The following is a 12571-nucleotide window of genomic DNA, read 5'->3' as shown; positions in this document are numbered from 1 at the left end:
TTTTAAAGGGTCTCTGATCCGGTCAGGCGTTTGATGGTGCTGCGCAGGATGGGGCTGTCGGGCTGTTCCTTGAGGAACTTGCTCCAGATCTGCCGGGCTTCGCGCTGTTTGCCGTTGGCCCACAGGACTTCGCCCAGGTGCGCGGCGACTTCCTGGTCGGGAAAGCGCTCCAGGGCCTGGCGCAGCAGGCGTTCGGCCTCGTCGAGGTTGCCCAGGCGGAAATGCACCCAGCCAAGACTGTCGAGCACCGCCGGGTCTTCCGGGTTGAGCTGGTGGGCCTGTTCGATCAGCACCTTGGCTTCGGCGTATCGGGTGGTGCGATCGGACAAGGTGTAGCCCAGGGCATTGAGGGCCATTGCATTGTCGGGGTCGCGCTGGATGATCAGGCGCAGGTCTTTCTCCATCTGCGCCAGGTCATTGCGTTTCTCCGCCAGCATGGCGCGGGTATACAACAGGTTCAGGTCGTCCGGGTACTGCTTCAACGCCCGATCGAGCACAGTCCAGGCTTTGTCGCCCTGATTATTGGCCGACAGGGTTTCAGCCTCGATCAGATACAACTGGATGCCGTAGTCCGGCTGGGTGTCCCGCTGCACGGCGAGGCGACTCTGGGCCTCGGCCGTTTTGCCGTTGCTCATCAGGATATCGGCCTGGCGCAACTGGGCCGGCAGATAATCGTTGCCTGGGCCGACCTGGGCGTACTCGAGCAGTGCACTCTCGGGATCGTTGCGCTCTTCCGCGATGCGGCCCAGGTTCAAGTGGGCGGAGTCGACATGCGTTCCCCGCGCAATCAGGTCTTCCAGGTGACCCTTGGCTTCTTCCCACGCTTTGGCTTCCAGGCAGACCAACGCCAGGGAATAGCGCAATTCATCGTCTTCAGGGTACTGCTGGACCAGGCTGGAAAACTCCACCTTGGCGTCGTCCATGCGGTCGTTTTCCACCAGCATGCGCGCGTAGGTGAGACGCAGGCGCTTGTCGTCCGGGTATTGCCTGATGCCTTTTTCCAGCAACGGCAGGGCTTCGTCGCCGCGGTTCGCGCCTTGCAGCAAGCGAGCGCGCAGCAGAATCGGCGCCACTTCGCCCGCTTGCGGCGGGTTGTCTTCCAGCAGGGAAAGGGCGCCCTGGATGTCACCATCCTGTTGCAGCAGCAGGGCCTTGCCGAAAATCAGCTGACCGTTATCGGGATGGCGCTGCAGCAGTCGGTCGAAGCTTTTAGTCAGGCCGTCGCGGGTTTCCTGGTCGGTATCGGCTGCTGATAGCGCAAGGAAGTCGAAATGGGTGTCGCCCTTGCCCAGCAGGACTTTCTCCATATACACCATGGAGTCGTCGTAGCGTCCGGCCCGGGCCAGTTGCACGGCGGCGGCGCGTTGCGCTTCGAGGTCTTGCGGGGCGTTTTTGGCCCAGATCAGTGCGGTATCCAGGGCGGGCTGGTCGGCACCCAGGTATTCGGCAATGCGAAACGCCCGCTCGGAGATGCCCGGGTCCTGTGTGTTGATGGCCTGGGTGACGTAGTTGTCCAGCGCAATGTCGAAGCGATTGCGCTGGCCTGCCAGTTCGGCGCTCAACAGGCTGAAAATGGTTTCTTCGCTGAATGAGCTATAGACCTTGGGCTTTTCAGGGGCCTGGGTGCTGTCTTCGACCGGCGGCGTACCGTCTGTCGACACGGGAGCCATGGACTGACAGCCGCCGAGCAAGGCAAAAGCGAGGAGCAACGCGGAAGATCTATTCATATAGGAAAAGGACGACTAACCTGCGGTCGGATCATCATGACACAGCCTTCGGTCAAACATAACCGGCCCGTCGATTTACGGCACGGGGCAGGGCGATAGATATCGAGTGGTTGTTCTGAATCTGGCGAAGTAGGACAATTGCCGGCTTCACGTCACTATCAGCGACCTTGAATGGCCTTCCTTGCACTTGGTATTAACCACAAGACTGCTTCCGTAGACGTCCGCGAGCGCGTGGCCTTTACGCCTGAGCAACTGGTTGAGGCCCTGCAGCAGCTTTGCCGACTCACCGAGAGCCGCGAGGCTGCCATCCTCTCCACCTGCAATCGCAGCGAGCTTTATATAGAGCAGGATCACATTTCGGCCGATACCGTGCTGCGCTGGCTGGCCGAATATCACGATCTGAGTCTTGAAGAGCTGCGCGCCAGTGCCTATGTGCATGAAGACGATGCGGCCGTTCGTCACATGATGCGAGTTGCCTCCGGGCTCGATTCGCTGGTGCTGGGCGAACCGCAGATTCTCGGCCAGATGAAGTCGGCCTATGCCGTGGCCCGTGAGGCCGGCACGGTCGGGCCTCTGCTGGGGCGCTTGTTCCAGGCCACGTTCAATGCCGCCAAACAGGTGCGCACCGACACGGCCATCGGCGAAAACCCGGTGTCCGTGGCATTTGCCGCGGTCAGCCTGGCGAAACAGATTTTCAGCGATCTGCAACGCAGCCAGGCGCTGCTGATCGGCGCGGGGGAGACCATCACCCTGGTCGCGCGCCATCTGCACGACCTGGGGGTCAAGCGTATCGTGGTTGCCAACCGTACCCTGGAGCGCGCCAGTACCCTGGCCGAGCAGTTCGGCGCCCATGCTGTGCTGCTGTCGGACATCCCGGCCGAGCTGGTGCACAGTGACATCGTCATCAGCTCCACCGCCAGCCAGTTGCCGATCCTGGGCAAAGGCGCGGTGGAAAGCGCCCTGAAACTGCGCAAGCACAAGCCGATTTTCATGGTGGATATTGCCGTTCCCCGGGACATCGAGCCGGAAGTGGGCGAGCTCGACGACGTTTATCTGTACAGCGTCGACGACCTGCACGAAGTGGTCGCCGAGAACCTCAAGAGCCGGCAAGGGGCGGCCCAGGCGGCCGAAGAAATGATCACCATTGGCGCCGAGGACTTCATGGTCCGCCTGCGCGAGCTGGCGGCGGTGGATGTGCTCAAGGCTTATCGTCAGCAGAGCGAACGCCTGCGCGACGAAGAGCTGCAAAAGGCCCAGCGCCTGCTGGCCAACGGTGGCAGCGCCGAAGAGGTGCTGGTGCAACTGGCTCGCGGCCTGACCAATAAATTGCTTCACGCGCCCAGTGTCCAGCTCAAGAAGCTGACCGCCGAAGGCCGCCTCGATGCGTTGGCCATGGCCCAGGAACTCTTTGCCCTCGGTGAGGGTTCACCGGATAGTTTTTCGGATAAAAAATCGCAATGAAAGCGTCACTGCTCAATAAGCTGGACATTCTCCAGGACCGTTTCGAGGAACTGACCGCCCTGCTGGGCGATGGTGAAGTCATTTCCGACCAGAACAAGTTTCGCACGTATTCCAAGGAATACGCCGAAGTCGAGCCGATCGTCGCCACCTATAAACAGTTGCTCAAAGTGCAGGGCGACCTTGAAGGCGCCCAGGCGTTGCTCAAGGACAGCGATCCGGACATGCGCGAAATGGCGGTCGAGGAAGTCCGTGAAGCCAAGGAGCAGTTGCTCGAGCTTGAAAGCAACCTGCAACGCATGTTGTTGCCCAAGGATCCGAATGACGGTCGCAATGTGTTTCTCGAGATCCGTGCCGGCACCGGCGGCGACGAAGCGGCGATATTCTCCGGGGACCTGTTCCGCATGTATTCGCGTTACGCAGAGCGTCGCGGCTGGCGGGTGGAGATCCTCTCGGAGAACGAAGGCGAACACGGCGGCTATAAAGAGGTCATCGCCCGGGTCGAAGGTGACAACGTCTACGGCAAGCTGAAATTCGAATCCGGCGCCCACCGCGTGCAGCGTGTCCCGGCCACCGAATCCCAGGGGCGTATCCACACTTCGGCCTGTACCGTGGCGGTTTTGCCCGAGCCGGACGAGCAGGAAGCCATCGAGATCAACCCGGCGGACCTGCGGGTCGACACCTACCGCTCCTCGGGGGCGGGCGGTCAGCACGTCAACAAGACCGATTCGGCGATCCGTATCACTCACCTGCCTTCGGGCATTGTGGTCGAGTGCCAGGAGGAGCGTTCCCAGCACAAGAACCGTGCGCGTGCCATGTCGTGGTTGTCGGCCAAGCTCAACGATCAACAGACCAGTGCTGCGGCCAACGCCATCGCCAGCGAACGCAAGCTGTTGGTGGGCTCTGGAGATCGCTCGGAGCGGATTCGTACCTACAACTTTGCCCAGGGGCGGGTCACCGACCATCGAGTCAACCTGACGTTGTATTCGCTCGACGAAATTCTCGCCGGCGGCGTCGATGCAGTGATCGAACCGTTGCTGGCCGAATACCAGGCCGACCAGTTGGCCGCGATTGGCGAGTAAGCACAGGTGAACATATGACCATCATCGCCAGTTTGTTACGCGCCGCCGAGCTGCCGGATTCGCCCACGTCCCGACTGGATGCCGAATTGCTGCTGGCCGCGGCACTGGGCAAGTCCCGCAGCTTCCTGCACACCTGGCCCGAGCGAATCGTGCCAAGCGAAGCGGCGTTGTTGTTCTCTGAATACCTGCGCCGCCGTCGTTCTGGCGAGCCAGTGGCTTATATCCTCGGGCAGCAAGGCTTCTGGAACCTGGACCTGGAAGTGGCGCCTCACACCTTGATTCCGCGTCCCGACACCGAACTGCTGGTGGAAACCGCGCTGGCCTTGCTGCCGGCCGCACCGGCGAGGGTTCTGGATCTGGGCACCGGCAGCGGCGCGATTGCCCTGGCATTGGCCAGCGAGCGCCCGGCCTGGACAGTCACCGCGGTCGACCGTGTGCTGGAGGCGGTGGCCCTGGCCGAACGCAATCGCCAGCGCCTGGACCTGCGCAACGTCACGGTGCTGAGCAGCCACTGGTTCAGCGCTTTGGACGGTGAGCGTTTTGAGCTGATCATCAGCAACCCACCCTATATAGCCGCCACCGATCCTCACCTGGCCGAGGGCGACGTGCGGTTTGAGCCGGCCAGTGCCCTGGTGGCAGGGCACGACGGGCTTGATGATTTGCGCACAATTATCACCCAGGCCCCCGATCATCTTGAAACGGGTGGCTGGTTGATGCTCGAGCACGGTTACGATCAGGCCGACGCGGTGCGTGATCTGCTGCAAACCCAAGGGTTTACTGAAGTCCACAGCCGCCAGGACCTGGGTGGGCATGAGCGCATCAGCCTGGGGCGCCTGCCGTGCTGAACGATCAGGAGCTGTTGCGCTATAGCCGGCAGATTCTGTTGCAGCACGTCGACATCGACGGGCAACTGCGACTCAAGCACAGCCGCGTATTGATTGTCGGCCTCGGCGGACTCGGCGCTCCGGTGGCGTTGTACCTGGCCGCTGCTGGCGTCGGTGAGTTGCACCTGGCGGATTTTGACACGGTCGACCTGACCAACCTGCAACGCCAGATCATCCACGACACCGACAGTGTGGGCCTGAGCAAGGTCGATTCGGCGATGCGTCGCCTGACGGCGCTCAACCCTGAAATCAGCCTGGTGCCTCACCCACAGGCCATGGATGAAGACAGCCTGTCTGCTGCCGTTGCGGCAGTGGATGTGGTGCTGGACTGTTCCGACAATTTCTCCACCCGCGAAGCGGTGAATGCGGCGTGTGTCGCAGCGGGCAAACCGCTGGTCAGCGGTGCGGCGATTCGCCTGGAAGGGCAGCTATCCGTGTTTGATCCGCGCCGCCCGGAAAGCCCCTGCTATCACTGCCTCTATGGCCACGGCAGTGAAGCCGAATTGACCTGCAGCGAAGCCGGTGTGCTCGGGCCGCTGGTGGGGTTGGTGGGCAGTCTGCAAGCCCTTGAAGCCTTGAAACTGTTGGCCGGTTTCGGCGAACCACTGGTGGGACGCCTGCTGTTGATCGACGCCGTGGGCAGCCGTTTTCGTGAGCTGAGGGTCAAGCGTGATCCGGGGTGCAGCGTCTGTGGTAGCAGCCAGCATGACTGAAGCGCCGGTCGGTGTGTTCGATTCGGGTGTCGGCGGGTTGTCGGTGCTGGGGGAGATTCGTCGGCTGTTGCCCAATGAGTCACTGCTCTACGTTGCAGACTGTGGGCATATTCCCTACGGCGAGAAAACCCCGGAATTCATCCGGCAGCGGTGCGCAATCATCGCCAACTTTCTCCATCACCAGGGCGCCAAGGCGCTGGTGGTGGCTTGCAATACCGCGACGGTCGCCGGGGTCGCCGATTTGCGTCGTGATTATCCCCACTGGCCCATTGTCGGCATGGAGCCGGCGGTCAAACCGGCGGCGGCTGCCACTCGAAGTGGCATTGTCGGTGTGCTGGCAACCACTGGCACATTACAAAGTGCCAAATTCGCCGCGTTACTTGATCGGTTCGCCACCGATGTGCAGGTGATCACCCAGCCATGCCCCGGGCTGGTAGAGCTGATCGAAGCAGGCGATCTCCAGAGCCCGGCTTTGCGTCAATTGCTGCAGGGCTATGTCGAACCTTTGCTGGCCGCCGGCTGCGACACGCTGATCCTGGGTTGCACGCACTATCCCTTCCTCAAGCCATTGCTCAAGCACATGGTCCCCGCGCACATCAGCCTGATCGACACGGGGGCCGCCGTTGCCCGGCAACTTCAGCGCCTGCTCGCTGAACGCGGCCTCCTGGCCGCCGGTCCCGCCAGTGAAACGCGATTCTGGAGTAGCGCAGATCCGATACATTTAAGAAAAATCCTACCAACGCTATGGAATTCGTCCGGCGTTGTGCGAAGCTTCAGTCTGTAAAAAAACCTGAAAAATACCTAAATCAGGCTGAACTTCTGTTTTAACGCGGATTTCTATAGCTTTGTCTGTTTGTAACAAAACTAACTAAGTCTGTTCGGAAAAGGATGTTTCTAATGAAGCGTTTATTCTGCTTGGCCGCACTTGCGGCTGCATTGTTGGGGCACACTTACTCCGCACAAGCGGCAGGTGTGGAGTTTGGGGTGGGCCAGACCGGCGAGTCGACCATGACTTACCGCTTGGGTATGCAGTTCGATTGGGACAAGAGCTGGTTGCAGAGTGATGTAGGTCGCCTGACCGGCTATTGGAGCGGCGCTTACACGTATTGGGAAGGGGATGAGGCCTCCAGCAATCACAGCCTGTCGTTCTCGCCTGTCTTTGTGTATGAGTTTGCCGGTCAAAACGTAAAACCCTACATCGAGGCGGGTATCGGTGTTGCGTTGTTTGAAAATACCCAAGTGGAAAACAACCAGCTCGGTACGGCTTTTCAGTTCGAGGACCGCATTGGTTTCGGCCTGCGCTTCAACGGTGGACATGAAGTGGGTATTCGCGCCACTCATTACTCCAACGCCGGCATCAAGTCGACCAACGACGGTGTCGAAAGTTACGCGCTGCACTACACGATGCCGCTGTAACCCAAACCCGTGGGAGCGAGCCTGCTCGCGATAGCGAAGTATCAGACAACCTCATATTGACTGGTCTACCGCTATCGCGAGCAGGCTCGCTCCCACGGGCTACCGATACGCAGTCGCAATCCCTTTGCGTTCTTCAATACATTCCGGCGCGCCCATCTCGAACTCGCGGCAGATCAGCGGGCGTTTTTCGTAGATCGTGCACATCATGCTGTCGCGATCCAGCGCCGCGCACCAACCATCGTCGAGCCGCAACATCACTTCTCCACCCCATTCGTCCGTGTCGATAAAGCGTTCGGGCACGCCAGTGTCAGTGATCAGCATCACTTCCAGTTGGCAACAGCACGCCGCGCACGTCGAACAAGTGACGGCAGGCTGGGGGATCTGATGGACAGGGATGGTTTTCATGGCGCGCAGTGTAAGGCAACCGCGCCCCTCAGGGTTGGCCCTTGATCGGGCACCCATTCCCCGCTTTATCTGAGTCGACGTCAGTGAGCATCGATTCGGTCGATGAAGGTAGCGGCCAGAGTACGGTCATGGACGAAACGGGGAGCGCCACTTCATGGGGGCGCTCGGCCAGTTGTTTCAGCACGTGATGTGCCGCCGTTTCGGCCGTCCACTGGACTGGGGCCGGAAAACAGTCGTCGAGACTGAGCGAAGGGCTGTCGAAGCCCGGATGAACCAGCGTCACGTCGATGCCCTCGGCCACCAGTTCGACGCGAGCCGACTCAAACAGAAAACGCATGCCTTTGCCGTCGGCCTCGCTATATGACGGTGGCAGGTAAGTCGCCGGGCTGGCGATGCCCACCAGATGGGACCGGTTGCCTGCACGCAGCAATGGCAGGGCAGTGTGAATGCAGAAGCTGGCCGCTATCAGATTGCTGCGCACAATGTGTTCGATGATCAAAGGGTCGGCGGGTTGGCCGTCGATGTATTCGGCGGTTCCTGCATTGAGAATCACGGTGTCCAGCGAGCCCCACTGCCGGGCAATCTGTTCGCCGATCTCGCGTACGGTCTGGCTGTCGGTCAAGTTGCCGGGCACCGCCAGTACTTGTCCCGGATAACGTGCCGAAAGGTCTTCACTCGAGCGCGACGAGCGCGAGCTAACGGCCAGGTGTGCGCCGGTTTTGAGTATCGCTTCGGCCAACGAAACGCCGATTCCGTTGCCCGCGCCGGTCAGCCAATATCGCTTACGAGTTTCTAGACCCATTCCATACTTCCTTCGCCGAGCAGAGTGCACGAGTTTGGTATAAGACTGTATGGCCGCAGGGTTGAAATTGCATCTTACGGTCCGTGTTTTTCTGTTCGCTGATCGCCCGATTTCTTGGTTTTACACTTATCGAGTTGGCAGGTTTCTGAACGCCTGCAATGCACGAGCCCGGGACTGACCCAGGTCGACAATCGCCGGAGGATAATCCGTCACGCCAAACAATCGGCCCTGCATGTTTGGATTATGGACCTGTTGCTTATCGAGATCGTTCAGTTCAGGTAACCAGCGTTTGATGAACAATCCTTCACGGTCGAATTTTTCCGATTGACTCAAGGGGTTGAAGATCCGAAACCAGGGCGCAGCATCCGTCCCGGTCGAGGCGCTCCACTGCCAGCCGCCGTTGTTGGCGGCCAGGTCGCCGTCGATCAGGTGTTGCATGAAAAAGCGCTCACCCTCGCGCCAGTCGATCAGCAGGTTCTTGGTCAGAAACATCGCCACCACCATCCGCAAACGGTTGTGCATCCACCCGGTTTCCAGCAACTGGCGCATGGCCGCGTCGATGATCGGCAAGCCAGTGCGTGCCTGTTTCCAGGCCTCCAGCTCTTCAGGGGCGTTGCGCCAGGCCAGCGCTTCGGTTTCCGGACGGAACGCGCGATGGCGAGACACACGTGGATAGCCCACTAGAATGTGTTTATAGAACTCACGCCAGAGCAATTCATTGATCCATGTCACAACACCGACATTTCCGCTCTCGAATTCACCCTGGTTGGCCTGCAGCGCCGCGTGCAGGCATTGGCGTGGCGAGATCACACCCGCCACCAGGTACGCCGAGAGCTGGCTGGTGCCTGGCCTGGCGGGAAAGTCCCGTTCGCTCTGGTAATAATCGAGGTGTTGCTCAGCGAAGGTGTCCAGGCGCCGCCGGGCTTCGTTTTCACCCGCTGGCCAGAGGGCGCGCAGCGTTTCACTCGCAGGCGAGAAGCCTTCGACTTGCGTGGGCACCGGGTCGCTGACAATGCCGGTGGGTGCCTGCCGGGCCGGTTTTGCGACCAGGCTTGGCAGCGAAAAGTGCAGGCGGCTGTAACAGACCTTGCGGAACTGGCTGAACACCTGGAAATAGGTGCCGGTCTTGGTCAGCACACTGCCGGGCTTGAACAGCAACTGGTCGAGGTGGCTGTGAAATTCGATGCCCTGGCCCTGCAACGTTCGGGCAACTTCGGCATCTCGGTGGGTTTCGTTCAAGCCGTATTCTTCATTGACATGGACGGCGTCGATTGCCAGTTCGTGGCACAGCGAGAGCAGAATCTGCGGTGCCTGATCCCAGCGTGCAGCGTGGCGGATCAGCAGCGGGATGTTCAACGCCTCCAGGGCAGTGCTCAACGAGGCGAGGTTACGCAGCCAAAAGTCGATCTTGCACGGTGCATCGTCATGCGCGCGCCATTGTTCCGGGCTCGGCAGGTACACCGCCACACAAGGTCCCCGGGCTGCTGCGGTGGCGAGGGCGGTGTTGTCGTGCAGGCGCAGGTCGCTGCGCAGCCAGATCAGTTGCGTGGGGTTTTTCATTCAAATAAGTGCTCTGCGACTCAGTTCGCGGTAAGCCGATAACGGATCTTCGGCCCACGTAAGGTTGTCGGTCGAAATGCCTGTGGATAACCGGGCGTGATGGATCGATGCGGCCGGGCCGGCGATGATGATCGGGCAATCCACTCCACTGATCAGCTTGGGCAGTTGGGACAGGTTCAGCGCGTTGCTGGAGTACAGCAGCACTCCACGGGCTTTGAGGCGTTCGACGGCCAAGGCCAGTTCGCCTGCGGGTATCGGCCCATCGAACACTTCCACGGGGCAATCGGCGCTGCTGGCCAGCCAGGCGCTAAGCCACAATTGGGGTTCCAAGGGCAGGTCCGAATGGTTGACCAGCAGCAATGGCGCACCGCGCAACTGACGATTGTTGTGGTAGATCCGACTGCCGAATTTGCTGCGCAGCCAGGAGTACAGAAACACCCGCTCCAACTGCGCACCGAACTGGCCTTGCCAGCGCAATTGCAGTTCGGCCAGCAAAGGCAACAACAACTGCTCGCACACCGTCCAGGGCGGATAAAGCGCCATAGCCTGGTTGACCAGATCATCGACCTGACGCTCGGCCAGTTGCGTGACCGCCAGCATCAGGGCGTGGCGCTGACGCTGCCAGTCGTTTTCCAACGGTTCACTGGGCGGCTGCGGTGTGTCGAGCAGCGGTTTTATCTTACTCACCGCCACCCCCCGATCGATCCAGGTGAGGATGCTCAAGATACGTTGCACATGATCGGCATTGAACAGTCGGTGACCCTTGGGGGTGCGGTGCGGCACGATCAGGCCATAACGGCGCTCCCAGGCTCTCAGGGTGACGGCATTGACCCCGGTTTGGCGGGCGACTTCGCGTATGGGCAGCCAGCCCTGCGCCAGGGCTTTGGCGAAGTCGGCCCCCAGGTCTTCGCTGGCGCTGGAATCAGGTTCGCTTTTCATCAAATGGCATTTCGCAGACTGAGGTTTTCCGGGTGTGGTTGCAGGTAGACCTGCTGCGCCAGATAGGGATCGGGATGCAGGCGCAAGTGATGCTTGAGCAAGGTCAGCGGAACTACCAGGGGGACGATGCCGAGGCGGTATTGCCCGATGAGGTGTTGCACTTCCTGCTTGTCTTCGGCGTTGATGGCGCGTTTGAGGTAACCGCTCAGGTGTTGCAGCACATTGGTATGAGTGCGGCGGGTGGCGCATTTTTTCAAAGCAGCCATCAAGGCGCTGAAGTAGCGTGCGCCCAGCTCGTCAGGATCGGCCTTGCCCATGTTGCCCAACAGATTGCCCAAGGCTTTGTATTGCACCGGGTTATGGGCCATCAACAGATATTTGTAGCGCGAGTGAAAGTGGATCAGGTCACGGCGTGTCAGGCCTTTGCGGCGCAGCGGTTGCCAGGCCGCGTAGGCAAATACCCGGGTCAGGAAATTTTCCCGCAGCACCGGGTCGTTCAGGCGACCGTCTTCCTCCACCGGCAAGTCGGGGTGGCGCTCGCAAAACGCCTGGGCATAGATGCCGCGTCCGCCGCCGTCCTGTGGCACGCTGTTGTGATCGTAGACCTTGACCCGCTCCAGTCCGCAGGACGGCGACTTCTGCATGAAGATGTAGCCGCAGATGTCATCCAGTTCCTCGGCCATCTGCTCTCCGTAAGCGGCCAATGGCCGGGTTACATTGAGGTCGTGCCTGACCGTACCAACCGCGTCGGGCCGTTCGGGATTACCCACCAGCCGGATCGGCTCGCGAGGGATGCCCAGGCCAATGGCGACTTCAGGGCAGACCGGCACGAAGTCGAAGTAATCAACCAAGGTGCGGCTGCATAGCTGCGATTGCTTATGTCCGCCGTTGAAGCGAACTTCAGCGCCCATCAGGCAGGCGCTGATAGCGATTTTCGGTTTGACGACGGCATCATGGGGCATGGGCGACCTCTGATTTCAAATCTTGTACAAAATAACATTTGTGTACAATATTTTCATCATAGAACCGAACGCGCACAAGTCAACCGCTTTTGCATGTGGGGGCGATGTGGTTTTTGCGCAGACTGGCTGCTGCCTGTTTCGACAGCAGCGGGTGACGTAGGCTGGCGCGTTCTATTGCAGGCTGGCGTGCAGACGGCGTGCGGCTTCCTGACCGCTTAGCCAAGCACCTTCGACACGACCGGACAGGCACCAGTCGCCACAGACATACATACCCAGGTCGGCATCGGCCAAGGCGCCCCATTCATGGTTGCCGGCGGGGCGCGCGTAAAGCCAGCGGTGGGCCACGCTGAAGCTGGGCGCAGGCATTGCACTGTGCAGCAACTCGGCGAACGCGCCGTGCAGGTGTTCGATCACCGCTTCCTTGGCCATGTCGATGTGTTGGCGACTCCAGTCGCTGGTGGCGTGCAGCACCCAGGTGTCGAGCGTGCTGTCGCGCCCCGGTTTGCTGCGGTTGCGAGCCAGCCAGTCGAGGGGGCTGTCCTGGACGAAGCAGCCTTCCATGGAGGTATCCAGCGGTGTTTCGAAGGCCAGGGCCACGGCCCAGGTGGGGTCCATCTTCACGC

The 12571-nt window shown here is 60.5% G+C and carries 13 protein-coding genes; 6 read left to right on the top strand and 7 right to left on the bottom strand.

Going from position 1 to position 12571, the window contains the following annotated elements; all coding sequences use genetic code 11:
* Window positions 1-2: 2 nt before the first annotated feature.
* Window positions 3-1727, bottom strand: coding sequence for a tetratricopeptide repeat protein (locus GSM73_RS19075; protein ID WP_160893530.1), 1725 nt, complete (start codon window positions 1725-1727; stop codon window positions 3-5).
* 171 nt (window positions 1728-1898) lie between these two features.
* On the opposite strand from GSM73_RS19075, the gene hemA reads away from it, so the two are divergent.
* From hemA to GSM73_RS19045, 6 genes are all read left to right on the top strand, one after another.
* Window positions 1899-3188: a glutamyl-tRNA reductase gene (gene hemA / locus GSM73_RS19070; protein WP_047229397.1), complete on the top strand. Its 1290-nt coding sequence runs from the start codon at window positions 1899-1901 to the stop codon at window positions 3186-3188.
* The gene (prfA, locus tag GSM73_RS19065; protein ID WP_047229398.1) at window positions 3185-4267 is read left to right on the top strand and encodes a peptide chain release factor 1; all 1083 of its coding nucleotides are present in this window, start codon (window positions 3185-3187) and stop codon (window positions 4265-4267) included. Before hemA ends, prfA begins: the two co-directional genes overlap by 4 nt.
* A 14-nt stretch (window positions 4268-4281) precedes the next feature.
* Window positions 4282-5112, top strand: a complete 831-nt coding sequence (prmC, locus tag GSM73_RS19060) for a peptide chain release factor N(5)-glutamine methyltransferase (RefSeq protein WP_160893528.1) — start codon at window positions 4282-4284, stop codon at window positions 5110-5112.
* Entirely contained in the window at window positions 5106-5864 is a 759-nt protein-coding gene (locus GSM73_RS19055) for a molybdopterin-synthase adenylyltransferase MoeB (protein WP_160893526.1), read from the top strand. The genes prmC and GSM73_RS19055 overlap by 7 nt, the downstream gene beginning before the upstream one ends.
* Window positions 5857-6648, top strand: a complete 792-nt coding sequence (gene murI / locus GSM73_RS19050; RefSeq protein WP_076386302.1) for a glutamate racemase — start codon at window positions 5857-5859, stop codon at window positions 6646-6648. Before GSM73_RS19055 ends, murI begins: the two co-directional genes overlap by 8 nt.
* Window positions 6649-6761: 113 nt before the next feature.
* A complete protein-coding gene (locus GSM73_RS19045; protein ID WP_047229402.1) occupies window positions 6762-7280 on the top strand; it encodes an acyloxyacyl hydrolase in 519 nt (172 codons plus the stop codon).
* Between the two features lie 99 nt (window positions 7281-7379).
* On the opposite strand, the gene GSM73_RS19040 is transcribed toward GSM73_RS19045, so the two are convergent.
* The 6 genes from GSM73_RS19040 to GSM73_RS27580 all read right to left on the bottom strand — a co-directional run.
* The gene (locus GSM73_RS19040) at window positions 7380-7685 is read right to left on the bottom strand and encodes a YkgJ family cysteine cluster protein (RefSeq protein WP_047229403.1); all 306 of its coding nucleotides are present in this window, start codon (window positions 7683-7685) and stop codon (window positions 7380-7382) included.
* 28 nt (window positions 7686-7713) lie between these two features.
* The gene (locus GSM73_RS19035) at window positions 7714-8487 is read right to left on the bottom strand and encodes an SDR family oxidoreductase (RefSeq protein WP_160893524.1); all 774 of its coding nucleotides are present in this window, start codon (window positions 8485-8487) and stop codon (window positions 7714-7716) included.
* 126 nt (window positions 8488-8613) lie between these two features.
* A complete protein-coding gene (gene phrB, locus GSM73_RS19030) occupies window positions 8614-10047 on the bottom strand; it encodes a deoxyribodipyrimidine photo-lyase (RefSeq protein WP_160893522.1) in 1434 nt (477 codons plus the stop codon).
* On the bottom strand, window positions 10048-10986 hold the full coding sequence (locus GSM73_RS19025) for a MerR family transcriptional regulator (RefSeq protein ID WP_047229406.1): 939 nt from the start codon (window positions 10984-10986) through the stop codon (window positions 10048-10050).
* Window positions 10986-11948 (bottom strand): DUF523 and DUF1722 domain-containing protein, encoded by a 963-nt coding sequence (locus tag GSM73_RS19020; protein ID WP_047229407.1) that lies wholly within the window; start codon window positions 11946-11948, stop codon window positions 10986-10988. The genes GSM73_RS19025 and GSM73_RS19020 overlap by 1 nt, the downstream gene beginning before the upstream one ends.
* Before the next feature lie 171 nt (window positions 11949-12119).
* On the bottom strand, window positions 12120-12571 hold a 452-nt coding region (locus GSM73_RS27580; RefSeq protein ID WP_256676977.1), incomplete at its 5' end, for an NAD(P)/FAD-dependent oxidoreductase.

Source organism: Pseudomonas sp. PICF6 (genome assembly GCF_009831705.1).
Taxonomy (GTDB): Bacteria; Pseudomonadota; Gammaproteobacteria; order Pseudomonadales; family Pseudomonadaceae; genus Aquipseudomonas; species Aquipseudomonas rhizophila.
The sequence above is the reverse complement of the archived record's forward strand: the minus strand, read 5'-3'. Positions and strand labels throughout refer to the sequence as shown.